Source organism: Bradyrhizobium sp. UFLA05-108 (assembly GCF_059803455.1).
In genome coordinates, this window is sequence record NZ_JBANAZ010000051.1 from 16,641 (window position 1) to 34,554 (window position 17,914).

29 protein-coding genes are annotated in these 17,914 nt (G+C 63.0%); all 29 read right to left on the minus strand.

The genetic code is table 11. The features are described 5' to 3' along the window. Positions 1-52 precede the first annotated feature (52 nt). Complete coding sequence (gene rpsK / locus SO140_RS30830) at positions 53-442, minus strand: 30S ribosomal protein S11 (RefSeq protein WP_007603045.1); 390 nt, start codon at positions 440-442, stop codon at positions 53-55. Between the two features lie 128 nt (positions 443-570). Continuing rightward, positions 571-939: a 30S ribosomal protein S13 gene (gene rpsM, locus SO140_RS30835; protein WP_498543536.1), complete on the minus strand. Its 369-nt coding sequence runs from the start codon at positions 937-939 to the stop codon at positions 571-573. A 187-nt stretch (positions 940-1,126) separates the two neighbouring features. After that, positions 1,127-2,035, minus strand: coding sequence for an adenylate kinase (locus SO140_RS30840; RefSeq protein WP_498543537.1), 909 nt, complete (start codon positions 2,033-2,035; stop codon positions 1,127-1,129). 258 nt (positions 2,036-2,293) lie between these two features. Further along, positions 2,294-3,628: a preprotein translocase subunit SecY gene (gene secY / locus SO140_RS30845; protein ID WP_449377266.1), complete on the minus strand. Its 1,335-nt coding sequence runs from the start codon at positions 3,626-3,628 to the stop codon at positions 2,294-2,296. A 149-nt stretch (positions 3,629-3,777) separates the two neighbouring features. Next, positions 3,778-4,263 (minus strand): 50S ribosomal protein L15, encoded by a 486-nt coding sequence (gene rplO, locus SO140_RS30850; RefSeq protein WP_498543538.1) that lies wholly within the window; start codon positions 4,261-4,263, stop codon positions 3,778-3,780. Positions 4,264-4,339: 76 nt separating this feature from the next. Then, entirely contained in the window at positions 4,340-4,534 is a 195-nt protein-coding gene (rpmD, locus tag SO140_RS30855) for a 50S ribosomal protein L30 (RefSeq protein ID WP_027520947.1), read from the minus strand. A gap of 25 nt (positions 4,535-4,559) precedes the next feature. Continuing rightward, a complete protein-coding gene (rpsE, locus tag SO140_RS30860) occupies positions 4,560-5,135 on the minus strand; it encodes a 30S ribosomal protein S5 (protein WP_027520948.1) in 576 nt (191 codons plus the stop codon). A gap of 47 nt (positions 5,136-5,182) precedes the next feature. Next, positions 5,183-5,545 carry a 50S ribosomal protein L18 gene (gene rplR / locus SO140_RS30865; RefSeq protein WP_007603036.1) on the minus strand — a complete coding sequence of 121 codons (363 nt, stop codon included), beginning with the start codon at positions 5,543-5,545 and terminating at the stop codon, positions 5,183-5,185. An 11-nt stretch (positions 5,546-5,556) separates the two neighbouring features. Continuing rightward, the gene (gene rplF / locus SO140_RS30870; RefSeq protein ID WP_449377267.1) at positions 5,557-6,090 is read right to left on the minus strand and encodes a 50S ribosomal protein L6; all 534 of its coding nucleotides are present in this window, start codon (positions 6,088-6,090) and stop codon (positions 5,557-5,559) included. A 16-nt stretch (positions 6,091-6,106) separates the two neighbouring features. Beyond that, on the minus strand, positions 6,107-6,505 hold the full coding sequence (gene rpsH, locus SO140_RS30875; protein ID WP_027554158.1) for a 30S ribosomal protein S8: 399 nt from the start codon (positions 6,503-6,505) through the stop codon (positions 6,107-6,109). 14 nt (positions 6,506-6,519) lie between these two features. Further along, positions 6,520-6,825 (minus strand): 30S ribosomal protein S14, encoded by a 306-nt coding sequence (rpsN, locus tag SO140_RS30880; protein ID WP_027520952.1) that lies wholly within the window; start codon positions 6,823-6,825, stop codon positions 6,520-6,522. A gap of 46 nt (positions 6,826-6,871) precedes the next feature. Further along, complete coding sequence (gene rplE / locus SO140_RS30885) at positions 6,872-7,429, minus strand: 50S ribosomal protein L5 (RefSeq protein ID WP_449377268.1); 558 nt, start codon at positions 7,427-7,429, stop codon at positions 6,872-6,874. Then, on the minus strand, positions 7,422-7,736 hold the full coding sequence (gene rplX, locus SO140_RS30890; protein WP_449377269.1) for a 50S ribosomal protein L24: 315 nt from the start codon (positions 7,734-7,736) through the stop codon (positions 7,422-7,424). The genes rplE and rplX overlap by 8 nt, the downstream gene beginning before the upstream one ends. Beyond that, the gene (gene rplN, locus SO140_RS30895; protein WP_027520955.1) at positions 7,736-8,104 is read right to left on the minus strand and encodes a 50S ribosomal protein L14; all 369 of its coding nucleotides are present in this window, start codon (positions 8,102-8,104) and stop codon (positions 7,736-7,738) included. The genes rplX and rplN overlap by 1 nt, the downstream gene beginning before the upstream one ends. 86 nt (positions 8,105-8,190) lie before the next feature. Then, positions 8,191-8,439 carry a 30S ribosomal protein S17 gene (rpsQ, locus tag SO140_RS30900; RefSeq protein ID WP_027520956.1) on the minus strand — a complete coding sequence of 83 codons (249 nt, stop codon included), beginning with the start codon at positions 8,437-8,439 and terminating at the stop codon, positions 8,191-8,193. Positions 8,440-8,452: 13 nt separating this feature from the next. Beyond that, complete coding sequence (gene rpmC / locus SO140_RS30905) at positions 8,453-8,659, minus strand: 50S ribosomal protein L29 (protein WP_027520957.1); 207 nt, start codon at positions 8,657-8,659, stop codon at positions 8,453-8,455. 5 nt (positions 8,660-8,664) lie between these two features. Beyond that, the gene (rplP, locus tag SO140_RS30910; RefSeq protein WP_027520958.1) at positions 8,665-9,078 is read right to left on the minus strand and encodes a 50S ribosomal protein L16; all 414 of its coding nucleotides are present in this window, start codon (positions 9,076-9,078) and stop codon (positions 8,665-8,667) included. 29 nt (positions 9,079-9,107) lie between these two features. Beyond that, complete coding sequence (rpsC, locus tag SO140_RS30915; protein ID WP_027520959.1) at positions 9,108-9,824, minus strand: 30S ribosomal protein S3; 717 nt, start codon at positions 9,822-9,824, stop codon at positions 9,108-9,110. A gap of 17 nt (positions 9,825-9,841) precedes the next feature. Then, positions 9,842-10,228 (minus strand): 50S ribosomal protein L22, encoded by a 387-nt coding sequence (rplV, locus tag SO140_RS30920; protein WP_008549264.1) that lies wholly within the window; start codon positions 10,226-10,228, stop codon positions 9,842-9,844. A gap of 10 nt (positions 10,229-10,238) precedes the next feature. Beyond that, positions 10,239-10,517, minus strand: coding sequence for a 30S ribosomal protein S19 (gene rpsS, locus SO140_RS30925; RefSeq protein ID WP_008963465.1), 279 nt, complete (start codon positions 10,515-10,517; stop codon positions 10,239-10,241). A 12-nt stretch (positions 10,518-10,529) separates the two neighbouring features. Then, positions 10,530-11,363, minus strand: a complete 834-nt coding sequence (gene rplB, locus SO140_RS30930; RefSeq protein WP_027520961.1) for a 50S ribosomal protein L2 — start codon at positions 11,361-11,363, stop codon at positions 10,530-10,532. 12 nt (positions 11,364-11,375) lie between these two features. Next, positions 11,376-11,678 carry a 50S ribosomal protein L23 gene (locus SO140_RS30935; protein WP_027520962.1) on the minus strand — a complete coding sequence of 101 codons (303 nt, stop codon included), beginning with the start codon at positions 11,676-11,678 and terminating at the stop codon, positions 11,376-11,378. Further along, on the minus strand, positions 11,675-12,295 hold the full coding sequence (gene rplD / locus SO140_RS30940) for a 50S ribosomal protein L4 (protein WP_027520963.1): 621 nt from the start codon (positions 12,293-12,295) through the stop codon (positions 11,675-11,677). Before rplD ends, SO140_RS30935 begins: the two co-directional genes overlap by 4 nt. A gap of 1 nt (position 12,296) precedes the next feature. Then, on the minus strand, positions 12,297-13,013 hold the full coding sequence (gene rplC / locus SO140_RS30945) for a 50S ribosomal protein L3 (protein WP_449377270.1): 717 nt from the start codon (positions 13,011-13,013) through the stop codon (positions 12,297-12,299). Between the two features lie 52 nt (positions 13,014-13,065). Continuing rightward, positions 13,066-13,374: a 30S ribosomal protein S10 gene (gene rpsJ / locus SO140_RS30950; protein WP_002712302.1), complete on the minus strand. Its 309-nt coding sequence runs from the start codon at positions 13,372-13,374 to the stop codon at positions 13,066-13,068. 87 nt (positions 13,375-13,461) lie between these two features. After that, complete coding sequence (gene tuf, locus SO140_RS30955; protein WP_449377271.1) at positions 13,462-14,652, minus strand: elongation factor Tu; 1,191 nt, start codon at positions 14,650-14,652, stop codon at positions 13,462-13,464. Positions 14,653-14,692: 40 nt separating this feature from the next. Further along, complete coding sequence (gene fusA, locus SO140_RS30960; protein WP_449377272.1) at positions 14,693-16,765, minus strand: elongation factor G; 2,073 nt, start codon at positions 16,763-16,765, stop codon at positions 14,693-14,695. 34 nt (positions 16,766-16,799) lie between these two features. Beyond that, complete coding sequence (gene rpsG, locus SO140_RS30965; protein ID WP_063701818.1) at positions 16,800-17,270, minus strand: 30S ribosomal protein S7; 471 nt, start codon at positions 17,268-17,270, stop codon at positions 16,800-16,802. A 15-nt stretch (positions 17,271-17,285) separates the two neighbouring features. Continuing rightward, the gene (rpsL, locus tag SO140_RS30970) at positions 17,286-17,657 is read right to left on the minus strand and encodes a 30S ribosomal protein S12 (protein WP_007603006.1); all 372 of its coding nucleotides are present in this window, start codon (positions 17,655-17,657) and stop codon (positions 17,286-17,288) included. Positions 17,658-17,914 lie beyond the last annotated feature (257 nt).

Genomic DNA, 17,914 nt, shown 5'->3' on the forward strand with positions numbered 1-17,914 from the left:
GGCTTCGCAAAGCAAAGTCATCGCGGACGACGACGGCGCCCGCGACCTCGTATCAAACACGCCTACGCTTGCGCGGGCGGCAACCATTGTGCGGGATCGTGGTCACGTCGCGGATCGAGGTGACGGTGAAGCCCGCAGCCTGCAGCGCGCGCAGCGCCGACTCGCGGCCCGAACCGGGACCGGCGACCTCGACTTCCAGCGTGCGCATGCCGTGTTCCTGCGCCTTCTTGGAAACGTCCTCCGCAGCGACCTGCGCTGCATACGGGGTCGACTTACGCGATCCCTTGAAACCCATGGTGCCCGCCGACGACCAGGCGATCGTGTTGCCCTGCGCATCGGTAATGGTGATCGTCGTGTTGTTGAACGACGAGTTCACGTGCGCAACGCCGGAGGCGATGTTCTTGCGCTCACGACGGCGAACGCGGGTGGCTTCCTTGCCCATAGAGTACCTTTCCTGGAGATCTCAAACGCCGCCGTAATGCCAGCGGCTACACCTGTGAAAATGCGAGTGGCGAATGGCGAGTAGCGAATGCAATCATTCGCCACTTCCTATTCGCGATTCGCGTCGAATTACTTCTTCTTGCCGGCGATTGCCTTGGCCGGGCCCTTGCGCGTGCGCGCATTGGTGTGGGTGCGCTGACCGCGCACCGGCAGACCGCGACGATGACGCAGGCCGCGATAGCAGCCGAGGTCCATCAGACGCTTGATGTTGATGCCGACCTCGCGACGCAGATCGCCCTCGACGAGATAGTCGCGGTCGATGACTTCGCGGATCTGGAGCACTTCCTGGTCACTGAGCTGATTGACGCGACGATCCTCGGGGATCTTCACCTTGTCCATGATGTCACCGGCGATCTTGGGGCCGATGCCATGGATGTACTGCAGCGCGATCAGCACGCGCTTGTTGGTGGGAATGTTTACGCCGGCAATACGGGCCACGGCCTTCTCTCCTGTTGCCGATCCCTCGTCAGGAATCGGGCTTTAAGTGCTTGCTTTCTCGGGCAGGTGTTCACAAACGCGAACACGACGCCCACCCCCGGTCTTCCTGGGGCCCGGCATCGTCTGAAACTATCCGACTTGGATGCGGGGCTTATTAAGGGATTCCGGGGGGTTTCGTCAACCGCTGCTAGCGCTTAGCTCGCTTTTTCGTGACCTTTTTTTGACCCTTCTTCGGACCCTTTTTGGCGGTCTTTTTGACGGTCGTCTTGGCGGTCTTTTTTGCGGCTTTCTTGGTTCCTTTGGCTGCCTTCCTGGCGGACTTGGCGGCCTTCTTGGCTACTTTTGCGGGCTTTTTGACCGTTTTGGTAGCTTTTTGCCCACCCTTCCTGGCTGGAACCACCCGGGCCGCAGTATTGACCGCAGTCTTGGCATGGGCGGTCTTGGCGTGGGCAGTTTTGGCGTGGGCAGTTTTGGCGTGGGCGGTTTTGGCGTGGGTCTTGGGCTCGACCGCCCCCAGCGCCAGCAGAAGGCGGTGGATGGCGCGGGTGACCTCCTCGATGGTCATCATGCCATCGACGGTCGAGAGCTTGCGCCGCTCGGAATAGTAGTGAATCAGCGGTTCCGTCTGGCTGCGGTAGCTGGCGAGTCGCTTGGTCAGGACCTCCGGGGTGTCGTCAACCCGGACCTCCTCGCCGCGTTCGCGCATCTGGGCGACGCGGGTCTCGACGCGATCGAGCAGTGCGCTTTCGTTGACCCTGAGCTCGATCACGCCGTCGAGCTTGAGGTGCCTGTGCTTCAACAACTCGTCCAGCGCCTCAGCCTGCGGCACGGTGCGCGGGAAGCCGTCGAGAATGAAACCTTTCTTGGCATCGGGCTGCTCGATCCGGTCGGCGATGATTCCGACCACGACGTCGTCGGGCACGAGGCCGCCGCCAGCCATGATCTCCTTTGCCTTCAGCCCGACCGGTGTTCCCGCCGCAACCGCAGCGCGAAGCATCTCGCCGGTCGAGAGCTGCACGATGCCATAGCGCTCGATCAGCCGCTGCGCCTGGGTCCCCTTGCCTGACCCCGGCGGTCCCAGAAGGATAATTCTCATCGGCGTTCGCCCCCCGGATCGGTGAGCGATAGGTCGCGCACCTGTGTTTGAAGATCGAGACTAGTGCAAACCACAATCAGCGCCGTACCACCACCCATAATGACACGGCGTCGCCTTGCCGCAAGCGACGAGGCTTTGGGAATCGGTCTGCACGGTCAGGTAGACGGCTCGAGCCGCCCCCGTCAACGCTACCAACGGAATAGTTCTGAACGGGGAGCAGCCACCGATCGCAACGGCGACCGGGACGCAAGTCCGAACTTACCTGTTGCGGCGGCCGCGTAGCTTCGACTTCCGGATCAACCCCTCATACTGGTGAGCCAGCAGGTAACCCTGAACCTGCGCCACCGTGTCCATGGTGACACTGACCACGATCAACAGCGACGTGCCACCAAAGTAGAAGGGCACCGAGGCGTAGGAAATCAGAATTTCCGGGATCAAACAGACAATCGCGAGGTAGATCGCGCCGATGACGGTGATGCGCGACAGCACGTAGTCGATGTATTCGGCGGTGCGCTCGCCGGGACGGATGCCCGGGATGAAGCCGCCGTGCTTCTTCAGGTTGTCAGCGGTCTCGGTCGGGTTGAACACGATCGCGGTGTAGAAGAACGCGAAGAACACGATCAGCGCCAGGTACATGATCAGGAACAGCGGCCGGCCGTGGCCGAGCTGCGTCGTGAGCCACTGGAACCATTCCGGTCCCTTGCCGGCGTTGAAGTTCGCAACCGTCGTCGGCAGCAGGAGCAGCGAGGACGCGAAGATCGGCGGGATGACGCCCGAGGTGTTGAGCTTGAGCGGCAGATGCGAGGACTGGCCCTCGAACATCTTGTTGCCGACCTGTCGCTTCGGATACTGGATCAGGAGCCGGCGCTGCGCGCGCTCCATGAACACGATGAAGGCGATCACGGCGACCGCCATGATGATGACGATCAGGATCAGGCCGGTCGACATCGCGCCCTGACGGCCGAGTTCGAGCATGTTGGCGAGCGCCGAGGGCAGCTCGGCGACGATGCCGGACAGAATGATCAGCGAGATACCGTTGCCGATGCCGCGCGAAGTCACCTGCTCGCCCAGCCACATCAGGAACATGGTGCCGCCGGTGAGCGTGATCGCGGTGGAGAGACGGAAGAACAGGCCGGGGTCGCTGACGACGTTGCCGGCGCCTTCCAGACCGACCGCAATGCCATAGGACTGAAACGCGGCCAGGATCACGGTGAGGTAGCGGGTATACTGGTTCAGCGTCTTGCGGCCCGCCTCGCCTTCCTTCTTCAGCGCCTCGAGTTGCGGCGAGACGGTGGTGAGAAGCTGGATGATGATCGAGGCCGAGATGTACGGCATGATGTTCAGTGCGAAGATCGCCATGCGGTGGATACCGCCGCCGGCGAACATGTTGAACATGCCGAGGATGCCGCCCGCCTGCGAGCGGAACACCTGCTCCCAGATGTTGGGATCGATACCGGGCAGCGGGATGTAGGTGCCCAGCCGATAAACGAGCAGCGCACCCAGGGTGAACCAGATGCGCTTCTTCAGTTCGTCGGCCTTGGCAAGCGCGCCGAAATTGAGATTGGCTGCCAGTTGTTCCGCTGCTGAGACCATGTTGGGCTTTCTCCCGCCGCCTACTGCGCCGTCATGCCCGCGGCCGGGCTACTTGGGCGGACGCCGGACATTATCTGGTGCACGGCTTCGATAAGTCCATCGTCCAGCATGCGTAAAGGCCCGCGAGCCGCGGGCCAATGACGCAGATGTTACGCCGCCTCACCTTCTTCGGTGGCCGGCGCGAGGATCTTCACCGAGCCGCCGGCCTTCTCGACCGCCGCGATCGCGGACTTCGAGGCGCCGTGCACTTCGATGTTGAGTTTGGCCTTGAGCTCGCCGCGGCCGAGCAGCCGGACGCCGGCCTTGGAGCGGCGCAGCACGCCGGCCTTCACCAGCGCTTCGGCGTTCACGACGTTGCCAGTGTCGAGCTTCTTGGCATCGACGGCATCCTGGAGCCGATCGAGATTGATCTCGGCGAACTCGACACGGAAGATGTTGTTGAAGCCACGCTTGGGCAGACGGCGATGCATCGGCATCTGGCCGCCTTCGAAACCCTTGATGCGCACGCCCGAACGCGCGGTCTGGCCTTTGCCGCCGCGGCCGGACTGCTTGCCCTTGCCCGAACCGATGCCGCGGCCGACGCGCATGCGCTTCTTGCGCGAGCCGGGGTTGTCGGCGATATCGCTGAGCTTCATCGCCCTTCTCCTTGTTTCTTGCGCATGATCCTACCCGAAAACCGGTATCCAGTTTTCGAGATCATGCGCCGCTTGCTTACTTCCCGTCGACGATGCGGACGAGATGGTGAACCTTCTCGATCATGCCACGAACCGCCGGGGTGTCCGGCAGTTCGGCGACACGGCCGATCTTGTTGAGCTTGAGCCCGATCAGCGTCGAGCGCTGCGAGTGATGGCGGCGGATCGCGCTGCCGATCTGCTCGATCTTGATCGTCTTGGCGGCCTTGGCCATTTTTTAAAACTCCGAAAAGCTTCCGTTAGTCGGCAGCCGCCTCGGCATCGCCGCCGATACGACGGGACTGCAGGGTGGACACCTTGATGTTGCGGCGGGCCGCGACCGAGCGCGGCGAATCCTGGTGCTTCAACGCATCGAAGGTCGCGCGCACCATGTTGTAGGGGTTCGACGAGCCGATCGACTTCGCCACCACGTCCTGGACGCCCAGCGTCTCGAACACGGCGCGCATCGGACCGCCGGCGATGATGCCGGTACCGGCCGGGGCGGCACGCAGGTAGACACGGCCCGCGCCGTGACGGCCGGCGATGTCATGATGGAGCGTGCGGCCCTCGCGCAGCGACACGCGGGTCAGGTTGCGCTTGGCGGATTCGGTCGCTTTCCGGATCGCCTCAGGCACTTCGCGCGCCTTGCCGTGACCGAAGCCGGCACGGCCCTTCTGGTCGCCAATCACGACCAGCGCTGCGAAGCCGAAGCGCTTGCCGCCCTTGACCACCTTGGCGACGCGGTTGATGTGGACGAGCTTGTCGACGAACTCGCTGTCGCGCTCCTCGCGCTCCTTGCGTTCACGTCCGCCGCGGTGTTCGCGTTCACCTGCCATGGTTTTTCCAATCCTTCAGAGGCTTACGCCTCAATCCTCAAATTCTGTTAGAAGCTCAGGCCGCTCTCACGTGCAGCGTCGGCAAGAGCCTTGACGCGCCCGTGATAGAGATAGCTGCCGCGATCGAACACGACTTCCTTGACGCCCTTCTCCGCGGCGCGCTCGGCGAGCAACTTGCCGACCGCCTTCGCCGCATCGATGTCGGCGCCGGTCTTGCCGCCATCGCGCATCGACTTCTCGAGCGATGAGGCAGAGGCCAGCGTCTCGCCCTTCAGGTCGTCGATGACCTGGGCGTAGATGTGCTTGGACGAGCGGAACACCGACAGGCGCGGACGGCCGCCACCGGAGCGGCGCAGCTTCAGCCGCACACTCCGCTTGCGCCGGGCATTCGTAACCTTGGCTTTGGACATGACCGGCTCCGTTACTTCTTCTTGCCTTCCTTGCGGAAGATGAATTCGCCAACATACTTCACGCCCTTGCCCTTGTAGGGCTCCGGCGGGCGATAGCCGCGGATCTCGGCCGCGACCTGGCCGACGCGCTGGATATCACTACCCGACACCGTGATCTCGGTCGGCTTCGGCACGGCGATCGTGATCCCTTCCGGGATGGCATAGATCACGTCGTGGCTGTAGCCGAGCGCGAGCTGCAGGTTCTTGCCCTGCATCGCGGCGCGGTAACCGACACCGGTGATTTCGAGCTTCTTCTCGAAGCCCTTCGTGACGCCCTCGACGAGGTTCGCAACCTGAGCGCGAGCGGTGCCGTACAGCGCCCGCGCGCGATTGGTGTCGAGCCGCGGCTTGACCTTGACCTGGCCGTTCTCGAGCTTCACCTCGACGTCGTCATGGACGACGAACTGAAGCTGGCCCTTCGGCCCCTTCATCTTGACGGTCTGCCCATCGACGGTCGCGGTAACGCCCGACGGCACCGTCACAGGCTTTTTGCCAACACGTGACATGGATCGAAAATCCTTCTCAGAACACCGTGAAGAGGACTTCGCCGCCCACATTCGCGTCGCGCGCGCTGTGGTCGGCCATGATCCCCTTCGGCGTCGACAACACCGAAATGCCGAGCCCGTTGTTGACCCGCGGCAGGTTCTTCACCGAGGCGTAAACGCGACGCCCGGGCTTGGAGACACGTTCGATTTCGCGGATGACGGGCTCGCCGTCGAAATACTTCAGCTCGATCTCGATCTCGCTGCGGCCCGAGGAATGCTCAAGCGTGGCATAGCCGCGGATGTAGCCCTCGGTCTTCAGCACCTCGAGCACATTCTCGCGCATCTTCGAGCCAGGCGTGGAAACCTTGGTCTTGGAGCGCATCTGCGCATTGCGGATGCGGGTGATCAGATCGCTGATTGGATCGTGCGTAGACATCTAAACGACCCTCCTTACCAGCTCGACTTCACGAGGCCCGGGACCATGCCCTTGGAGCCAAGTTCACGCAGCGCGATACGGGACAGCTTGTTCTTGCGATAGTTCGAGCGCGGGCGGCCCGACAGCTCGCAACGCAGACGGATGCGGGTCGCCGATGAGTTGCGCGGCATTTCCGCCAGCTTCAACGTCGCAGCGAAGCGCTCCTCCATCGGGAGCTTCTTGTCGGCGATGATCGCCTTCAACCGCTCGCGCTTGGCGGCGGCGTTCTTCACCATCCGCTTGCGCCGGTTGTTCTTCTCGATTGAACTCTTCTTTGCCATGCTTGGCTCCTGGGTATCCGCGTTTGAGAGGCTTTTGGTCAGCGTCTCACTGCCGGAACGGGAAATTGAAAGCGGTCAACAAGGCCCTCGCCTCTTCGTCGGTCTTGGCCGTGGTGCAGACGGTGATGTCCATACCGCGGGCTTCCGTGACCTTGTCGAAGTCGATCTCGGGGAAAATGATGTGCTCCTTGATGCCGAGCGAGTAGTTGCCGCGGCCGTCGAAGCTCTTCGGGTTCAGGCCGCGGAAGTCGCGGACGCGCGGCAGCGCGACCGTCACCAGGCGATCGATGAACTCGTACATGCGGGCCTTGCGCAGCGTGACCTTGCAGCCGATCGGCTGGTTCTCACGCAGCTTGAAGGTCGCGATCGCGATACGCGAATAGGTCACGATCGCCTTCTGGCCGGCGATCTGGGTCAATTCGGCAGCGGCGTTCTCGGCCTTCTTGCGGTCGTTGACGGAATCGCCGACGCCCATGTTCAGCACGACCTTGTCCAGCCGCGGAACCTGCATGACGTTCTCGTAGCCGAACTTCTCGGTCAGGGCGACGCGGATCTTCGCGTCATATTCCGCGCGCAGGCGCGGCACGTAAGCTGTCTCAGCCATCGATCTCAGCTCCCGAGCTCTTGGCGATGCGGACCTTCTTGCCGTCCGCCTGAATCTTGAATCCGATGCGCGTCGGCTTTCCGTCCTTGCCGAGATACGCGATATTGGACAGTTGGATCGGCGACTCTTTCGAGATGATGCCGCCCTCCTGGTTCTGGGTCTGCTTCTGGTGGCGCTTGACCATGTTGATGCCACGCACCAGCGCCGTGCCTGCGTCCGGACGCACCTCGAACACCTCCCCGGTGCGACCCTTGTCGCGGCCGGTCAGCACGACGACCTTGTCGCCCTTGCGGATCTTCGCAGCCATCACAGCACCTCCGGCGCGAGCGAAATGATCTTCATGTGGTTCTTGGCGCGCAGCTCGCGCGGCACCGGCCCGAAGATACGGGTACCGACCGGCTCGGCCTGGTTGTTGATCAGGACGGCGGCGTTGCGGTCGAAGCGGATGACCGAACCGTCGGGGCGGCGGATGTCCTTGCGGACACGCACCACGACGGCCTTCATCACGTCGCCCTTCTTCACCTTGCCACGCGGAATCGCTTCCTTGATCGATACGACGATGATGTCGCCGATGGTGGCGTAGCGGCGCTTGGAGCCTCCGAGCACCTTGATACACATGACACGGCGTGCGCCAGAATTGTCGGCCACGTCGAGGTTGGTCTGCATCTGAATCATTGATGCACCTCGTCCTCTTTCTCTTTTGCGCCAGCCTGGCCAGCGCTCAACATTTCCCTGAAGTCAGTCGGCTAAGTGCCGGCAGCTCAGGCGCTTTTCTTGTGTTCGCCCCGGATCACGACCCAGCGCTTCAACTTCGAAATCGGCTTCGATTCCTCGATCCACACCACGTCGCCCGGCTTGAACTGGTTGTTCTCGTCGTGCGCGTGATAGTTCTTCGAACGGCGGATCGTCTTCTTGTAGATCGGGTGCGTGAAGCGGCGATCGACGCGCACCACGATGGTCTTGGCTTGCTTGTCGCTGACGACCACGCCCTGCAAAGTACGTTTCGGCATCTTCGTAAGCCTCTTACTTCTTCTTCGCGCGCTGCTGCGCGGCGACGGTCTTGATCCGGGCGATGTCACGGCGAGCCTCGCGCAGGCGCGAGGTGTTCTCGAGCTGCCCGGTGGCACGCTGGAAGCGCAGGTTGAAGCGCTCCTTCTTCAGGTTCAGGACGGCGTCATCCTGCTGGTCGGGGCTCATCGCGCGGATGTCTTCGATCTTCATCTGGGCCATGGCCATTACTCCGCAATGCGCTCGACGAAGCGCGTCTTGATCGGCAGCTTGGCGGCAGCCAAAGTCAGCGCCTCGCGCGCGGTCTGGTTGTTGACGCCGTCGATCTCGAACAGCACCCGGCCGGGCTTGACGCGCACGACCCACAATTCCGGCGAGCCCTTGCCGGAGCCCATGCGGACTTCGGCCGGCTTCTTCGACACGGGAACGTCGGGGAATACGCGGATCCAGACGCGGCCGGCGCGCTTCATGTGGCGGGTCAGCGCGCGGCGGGCGGCCTCGATCTGGCGCGCGGTGACGCGCTCAGGCTCGGTTGCCTTCAGCCCGAACTGGCCGAACGCCAACGTCGCGCCCGAAGACGCAACGCCGTGGATGCGGCCCTTATGCGCCTTCCGGAACTTCGTTTTCTTAGGTTGCATCATGGCTTTAAGCCCTCAAATTCTGTGCTGGCTCAGGCCGCAGCGTCGCGACGCTGCCGGCCGCCACCGCTGCCACCACCCTCGCCTTCGGCCATTCTCTTGTCCTGGGCCATCGGATCGTGCTCGAGGATCTCGCCCTTGAAGATCCAGACCTTGACGCCGCAGGTGCCGAAGGTCGTGAACGCGGTCGCGACGCCGTAGTCGATGTCAGCGCGCAGCGTGTGCAGCGGCACGCGACCTTCGCGGTACCACTCCATGCGCGCGATTTCCGCACCGCCCAGACGACCCGAGCAGTTGATGCGGATGCCCTCCGCGCCGAGACGCATCGCCGACTGCACGGCGCGCTTCATGGCGCGACGGAACGCAACGCGGCGCTCGAGCTGCTGCGCGATCGATTCGGCGACCAGCGTCGCATCGAGCTCCGGCTTGCGGATCTCGACGATGTTGATCACGACGTCCGACGAGGTGATGTCGGCCACCTTCTTGCGCAGCTTGTCGATGTCGGCGCCCTTCTTGCCGATCACCACGCCCGGACGAGCCGAGTGGATGGTGACGCGGCACTTCTTGTGCGGACGCTCGATCACGATGCGGGCGACGGCCGCCTGCTTGAGCTCCTTGTGCAGGATCTCGCGGATCTTGACGTCCTCGTGCAGCAGCTTGCCGTATTCCTGCTTGCCGGCGAACCAGCGGGAATCCCAGGTCCGGTTGATGCCGAGACGCAGACCGATCGGATTGATCTTTTGACCCATCGTTTTCTCCTGCGTCCTTAAGCGGCCGCTTCGGCTTCGACCTGACGAACGATGATCGTCAGCTGCGAAAATGGTTTGTAGACACGGCCCGAGCGACCACGGCCGCGGGCGGCAAAGCGCTTCATCACCAGCCCGTTGCCGACGAAGGCCTGCGCCACGACGAGATCGTCGACGTCGAGATCGTGATTGTTCTCGGCGTTGGCGATAGCCGATTCCAGGCACTTCTTCACGTCGACAGCGATCCGCTTGCGCGAAAACTGCAAATCGGCGAGCGCAGCGGACGCCTTGCGGCCGCGAATGAGCTGGGCCACCAGGTTGAGCTTCTGCGGGCTCACCCGCAACATCCGGGCGACCGCCTTGGCCTCGTTGTCGGCGAGGCTCCGTTCGCGCTTAGGTTTGCTCATGACTTAATCCTCAAGCCTTCTTGGCTTTCTTGTCGCCGGAGTGGCCATGGAAGGTCCGCGTCGGCGAGAACTCGCCGAACTTGTGACCGACCATTTCCTCGTTGACCGCCACCGGCACGTGCTTCTGACCGTTGTAGACGCCGAAGGTCAGGCCGACGAACTGCGGCAGGATGGTCGAGCGACGGCTCCAGATCTTGATGACGTCGTGACGGCCGGACGCACGCGCCGCATCTGCCTTCTTGAGCAGCGACGCCTCGACGAACGGGCCTTTCCAGACTGAACGAACCATGTCCGGCGTTCCTTACTTCTTCCGCTTGTGGCGGCTTAGGAGAATGAATTTGTTGGTCGACTTGTTGGTGCGGGTCTTCTTGCCCTTGGTCGGCTTGCCCCACGGGGTGACCGGGTGGCGACCGCCCGAGGTACGACCTTCACCACCGCCGTGCGGATGGTCGATCGGGTTCATGGCAACACCGCGGTTGTGCGGGCGACGGCCCATCCAGCGCTTGCGGCCGGCCTTGCCGATCGAGGTGTTCATGTGATCCGGGTTCGACACCGCGCCGATCGTGCCGCGGCAACGACCGTGCACCAGGCGCTGCTCGCCCGAGTTCAGGCGGATGATCACGTAGTCCTGGTCGCGACCGACGAGCTGGGCGTAGGTGCCGGCCGAACGCGCGAGCTGGCCACCCTTGCCTATCTTGGTCTCGATGTTGTGGATGATCGTGCCGACCGGCATGTTGCCGAGCGGCATGACGTTGCCCGGCTTCACGTCGACATAGTTGCCCGCGATGATGGTATCACCCACGGCCAAGCGCTGCGGCGCCAGGATGTAGGCCTGCTCACCGTCCTGATACTTGATCAGCGCGATGAAGCCGGTGCGGTTCGGGTCGTACTCGAGCCGTTCGACGGTCGCGGGAACGTCGATCTTTTCGCGCTTGAAGTCGACGGTGCGCAGCGTCTGCTTGTGGCCGCCGCCGCGGAAGCGCACGGTGATGCGACCGGTGTTGTTGCGGCCGCCCGAGGACTTCTTGCCTTCGGTAAGCGCCTTGACCGGCTTGCCCTTGTAGAGGGCCGAACGATCGACCATCACCAGCTGGCGCTGGCCCGGCGTCGTGGGATTGAATGTCTTCAGTGCCATCGTCGTAGGACCTTACAGACCGGTGGTCACGTCGATCCGGTGACCCTCTTCGAGGGTCACGATCGCGCGCTTGGTGTTCGACTGCGAGCCGAGATTGCCGCGGAAGGCCTTGACCTTGCCCTTGCGGACAAGCGTGTTGACGCTCTTGACCTTGACGTCGAACAGCTTCTCGATCGCTTCCTTGATCTGCGGCTTGGTCGCCTTGGCGGCCACCTTGAACAGAACCTTGTTGTGCTCCGAGGCAATCGTCGCCTTTTCGGTCACGACCGGCGACAGGATCACGTCGTAGTGGCGAGCCTCGATGTTCTTCGTCATTTGAAGCGCGCCTCCAGCGCATCGATGGCGGCCTTGGTCAGAACGAGCTTCTGACGGCGCAGGATGTCGTAGACGTTGATGCCCTGGATCGGCAGCACGTCCATGTTCGGGATGTTGCGGGCCGCCGCGGCGAAGCCCTGGTTGAGCTCGGCGCCGTCGATGATCAGCGCGTTGGTCAGGCCCAGGCCCGAGAAGTGGCCGAGCAGCGCCTTGGTCTTGGCGGCCTCGAGCGCTGCCTTCTCGATAACGACGAGATCACCGTCCTTGGCCTTGGCCGACAGCGCATGCTTCAGCGCCAGCGCGCGGACCTTCTTCGGCAGATCGGAGGCGTGCGAGCGCACCACCGGACCGAATGCACGGCCACCGCCACGAAACTGCGGCACGCGGGCCGAACCGTGACGAGCACCGCCGGTGCCCTTCTGCTTGTACATCTTCTTGCCGGTGCGCCAGATCTCGGCGCGGCCCTTGGCCTTGTGGGTGCCGGCCTGACGCTTGTCGAGCTGCCACTTCACGCAGCGCGCGATGATGTCCTCGCGCGGCTCGAGGCCGAAAATGGCGTCGGAGAGCTGGACCGAACCGGCTTCCTTGCCCTCAAGGGTGGTGACTTTCAATTCCATCTCACGCACCCTCCTGCTGGGCCGCAGCCTCGGCTTCGCCGCCGGCAACCTTGAACTTGCCCGGCTTCGGAGCTTCCTTCGGCAGCGGCTTCTTGACGGCGTCGCGCACGCGGATCCAGCCGCCCTTGGAGCCGGGAACGGCGCCTTCGACGAGGATCAGGCCGCGCTCGACATCGGTCTGGACGACGCGAAGGTTGAGCGTGGTGATGCGATCGACACCCATGTGGCCGGGCATCTTCTTGTTCTTCCAGGTCTTGCCGGGATCCTGACGGCCACCGGTCGAACCGATCGAGCGGTGCGAGATCGACACACCGTGCGTGGCGCGCAGACCGCCGAAGTTCCAGCGCTTCATACCGCCGGCAAAGCCCTTACCGACCGAGGTGCCGGTGACGTCGACGAACTGGCCGACGACGAAGTGATCGGCCTGGATCTCGGCGCCAACCGGGATCATGGCATCCGCGGTGACGCGGAATTCCTCGACCTGCCGCTTCGGCTCGACCTTGGCGACCGCGAACTGACCGCGCTCAGCCTTGGGCATGTACACGGTCTTGCGGCTGCCAGCGCCAAGCTGGAGCGCGACGTAACCGTTCTTCTCTTCGGTGCGGTGGCCTACGACCTGGCAATTGCCGAGCTTCAGCACGGTCACGGGGATATGTTCGCCGGCCTCCGTGAAGACCCGCGTCATCCCGACCTTTTGTGCGATCACTCCGGAGCGCATCGGCTTGCTTCCTGTTCTTTCTGTCCGCTTTCGCGAACGGGATCCAAAAATCTTAGAGCTTGATCTCGACGTCGACACCGGCGGCCAGGTCGAGCTTCATCAGAGCATCGACGGTCTGCGGGGTCGGATCGACGATGTCGAGCAGACGCTTGTGGGTGCGCATCTCGAACTGTTCGCGGCTCTTCTTGTCGACGTGCGGCGAACGGTTGACGGTGAACTTCTCGATGCGGGTCGGCAGCGGAATGGGTCCGCGAACCTGCGCGCCGGTGCGCTTCGCCGTATTCACGATCTCACGGGTCGACGTATCGAGAATACGATGGTCGAACGCCTTGAGACGAATGCGAATATTTTGGCCGTTCATTGCCGTGGTCTTTCTTCTCAGGTGAGTGGCGAGTAGCGAGTAGCGAGTAGAGATCTACTCGCCATTCGCCATTCCCTATTCGCGTAATTATTCGATGATCGAGGCGACGACGCCGGCGCCGACGGTACGGCCGCCTTCGCGGATCGCGAAGCGGAGCTTCTCTTCCATCGCGATCGGCACGATCAGGTGCACTTCCATCGCGATGTTGTCGCCCGGCATCACCATCTCGGTGCCTTCCGGCAGGTGCACGACACCGGTCACGTCGGTGGTGCGGAAGTAGAACTGCGGACGGTAGTTGGTGAAGAACGGGGTGTGGCGACCGCCCTCGTCCTTGGTGAGGATGTAGGCCTCAGCCTTGAACTTGGTGTGCGGCTTGACCGAACCGGGCTTGCAGAGCACCTGGCCGCGCTCGACTTCCTCGCGCTTGGTGCCGCGGAGCAGCGCGCCGATGTTGTCGCCGGCCTGGCCCTGGTCGAGCAGCTTGCGGAACATTTCGACGCCGGTGACGGTGGTCTTGGTGGTCGCACGCAGACCGACGATCTCGATTTCGTCGCCGACCTTGACGATGCCGCGCTCGACACGGCCGGTCACCACGGTGCCGCGACCCGAGATCGAGAACACGTCTTCCACCGGCATCAGGAACGGCTGGTCGATCGGACGCTCCGGCTGCGGGATGTACTCGTCGACGTTGCGCATCAGCTCGAGGATGGCCTCGTGGCCGAGCTTCTTGTCGGAGTCTTCGAGAGCGGCCAGCGCCGAGCCCTTGACGATCGGGATCTTGTCGCCGGGGAATTCATACTTCGAGAGCAGCTCGCGGACTTCGAGCTCGACGAGCTCGAGCAGCTCCGGATCGTCGACCATATCGCACTTGTTGAGGAACACGACGAGCGCGGGCACGCCGACCTGGCGGGCGAGCAGGATGTGCTCGCGGGTCTGCGGCATCGGGCCGTCAGCGGCCGACACGACCAGGATCGCGCCGTCCATCTGGGCAGCGCCGGTGATCATGTTCTTCACGTAGTCGGCGTGGCCGGGGCAGTCGACGTGCGCGTAGTGGCGGTTCTTGGTCTCGTACTCGACGTGCGCGGTCGAGATGGTGATGCCGCGCGCCTTCTCTTCCGGCGCCTTGTCGATCTGGTCGTACGCCGTGAACGTCGCACCACCGGTTTCAGCGAGGATCTTGGTGATCGCCGCGGTCAGCGACGTCTTGCCATGGTCGACGTGACCGATGGTGCCGATGTTGCAGTGGGGCTTGTTACGTTCAAACTTTGCTTTGGCCATTTGACTCTCCGTTCAATCGTCAGCTCGAGACCGACGACAATCAGGCAAACTTCTTCTGGACTTCTGCCGACACGTTGGCCGGCGCTTCTGCGTAGTGGTCGAACTGCATGGTGAAGGTCGCGCGACCCTGGCTCATCGAGCGCAGGTTATTCACGTAACCGAACATGTTCATGAGCGGCACCATCGCGTTGATGACGTTGGCGTTGCCGCGCATGTCTTGACCCTGGATCTGACCGCGCCGGGAGTTCAGGTCGCCGATGACCGAGCCGGTATAGTCTTCCGGGGTCACCACCTCGACCTTCATGATCGGCTCGAGCAGGACGGACTTGCCCATCTGCAGCGCTTCACGGAAGCAGGCGCGCGAAGCGATTTCGAAGGCGAGCGCCGACGAGTCGACGTCGTGGTACTTACCGTCGACGAGCTGCACCTTGACGTCGACCACGGGGAAGCCCGCGACCACGCCGGAGGAGAGCACGCTCTCGAGGCCCTTCTCGACGCCGGGGATGTATTCCTTCGGCACCGCGCCGCCGACGATCTTCGATTCGAACTCGAAGCCCTTGCCGGCTTCGTTAGGCTCGACGATGAACGACACGGCCGCGAACTGGCCGGTACCGCCGGTCTGCTTCTTGTGAGTGTAGCTGTGCTCCACCTTCCTGGTGATGCGCTCACGGAATGCCACCTGCGGCGCGCCGATGTTGGCATCGACCTTGTAGGTGCGCTTGAGGATGTCGACCTTGATGTCGAGATGGAGCTCGCCCATGCCCTTGAGGATGGTCTGGCCGGACTCGTGGTCGGTCGACACGCGGAAGGACGGATCCTCCGCGGCGAGCTTGGCCAGCGCCACGCCCAGCTTCTCCTGGTCGGCCTTGGACTTCGGCTCGATCGCGATCTCGATGACCGGCTCGGGGAATTCCATCTTTTCCAGAATCACCTGCTTGTCGGGATCGCACAGTGTGTCACCGGTGCGCGCTTCCTTCAGGCCGGCCAGCGCGACGATGTCGCCGGCATAGGCTTCCTTGATGTCCTCGCGGTTGTTCGCATGCATCAGCAGCATGCGCCCGATGCGCTCCTTCTTCTCGCGGGTCGAGTTCACGACGCCGGTGCCCGACGACAGAATGCCCGAATAGATGCGGCAGAAGGTGATGGTGCCGACGAACGGGTCGTCCATGATCTTGAACGCGAGCAGCGCGAGCGGCTCCTTGTCGTCCGCCTTGCGCACGACTTCGTTGCCCTTGTCGTCGGTGCCCTTGATCGCGGGCACGTCGAGCGGCGACGGCAAATAGTCGACGACGGCGTCGAGCAGCGGCTGCACGCCCTTGTTCTTGAACGCCGAGCCGCACAGCACGGGATAGAAAGCGCCGGTGAGCACGGCCTTGCGGATCAGCCGCTTCAGCGTCGCTTCGTCCGGCTCCTTGCCATCGAGATAGGCGGCCATGGCATCGTCGTCGAGCTCGACGGCGGCTTCCACCATCTTCTCGCGGTATTCCTTGGCCTGGTCGACGAGGTCTTCCGGAATGTCGACATAGTCGAACTTCGCGCCGAGCGCTTCATCGTTCCAGACGACGCCCTTCATCTTCACGAGGTCGACGAGACCCTTGAAGTTGTTCTCGGCACCGATCGGAAGCTGGATCGCAACGGGCTTGGCGCCGAGGCGGTCGACGATGTCGGACAGACACTTGAAGAAGTCCGCGCCGATCTTGTCCATCTTGTTGGCGAAGACGATGCGCGGAACCTTGTACTTGTCGCCCTGGCGCCAGACCGTCTCGGTCTGGGGCTCGACGCCCTGGTTCGAGTCGAGCACGCAGACGGCGCCGTCGAGCACGCGAAGCGAACGCTCGACCTCGATGGTAAAGTCGACGTGGCCGGGCGTGTCGATGATGTTCAGACGCTTGCCGGCCCAGAACGCCGTGGTCGCAGCCGAGGTGATCGTGATGCCACGCTCCTGCTCCTGCTCCATCCAGTCCATCGTCGCGGCACCTTCGTGCACTTCGCCGATCTTGTGGCTCTTGCCGGTGTAATAGAGGATGCGCTCGGTCGTCGTGGTCTTGCCGGCGTCGATATGCGCCATGATACCGAAGTTACGGTAGTCCTCGATGGCATGTTGGCGGGGCATGGGTCGTTCCTTGCGAGTCCGTTAGGTGTCGCCGTTACCAGCGATAATGCGAGAAGGCACGGTTGGCTTCGGCCATCCGGTGCACGTCTTCACGCTTCTTGACGGCGTTCCCCCGGTTATTCGATGCGTCCAAGAGCTCCGCCGAGAGCCGCTCGGTCATCGTCTTCTCGTTGCGCTCGCGGGCCGCGGCGATCAGCCAGCGGATGCCCAGCGCCTGCCGGCGGGTCGAGCGGACCTCAACCGGAACCTGATAGGTCGCACCGCCGACGCGGCGGGAGCGCACTTCGATCGTGGGCATCACGTTCTCAAGCGCCTGCTCGAACACGCCGAGCGGGTTCTGCTTGGTCTTGGTTTCGATGATGCCGAGCGCACCGTAGACGATGCCTTCGGCGACCGACTTCTTGCCGGCGTACATCACCGAGTTCATGAACTTCGTGATCACGATGTTCCCGAACTTGGGATCCGGCAGAACTTCGCGCTTTTCCGCTGAGTGGCGACGAGACATGGAAGAGGTTCCCGCTTACTTCGGACGCTTCGCGCCGTATTTCGAACGACGCTGCTTACGGTTCTTGACGCCCTGGGTATCCAGCACGCCGCGGAGGATGTGGTAGCGCACGCCGGGCAAGTCCTTGACGCGGCCGCCGCGGATCATGACCACCGAGTGCTCCTGGAGGTTATGGCCCTCACCAGGGATGTAGCCGATCACCTCGAAACCATTGGTCAGACGCACCTTGGCGACCTTACGAAGCGCCGAGTTCGGCTTCTTCGGCGTCGTGGTGTAGACGCGCGTGCACACGCCGCGCTTCTGCGGCGACTGCTGCAGCGCCGGCACCTTCTTGCGCGACTTCTGCACTTCACGCGGTTGTGCGATCAGCTGGTTGATCGTCGGCATCCTGGCCTTCACCCTTTTTCTGCCGCGGTCCCTTTCAGGCCCGCAAATTCTTCTTCCGGACTACCCGCCCGATGGGGCCGCTTAGCACGGAACGATCCGCACAAAGCGAAATCGCGCCAACCGCTCCATCAACGAGCGGAAAGCGCTTCGACGCCACAGAGGACCGCAGTCTTTGAACCGATCAGCATAAAGCCGACGGCCGCGTACCGAGGTCATGCATCCGAGTTTGATCTCAAGAGAACGAGCTCTAGAGAACT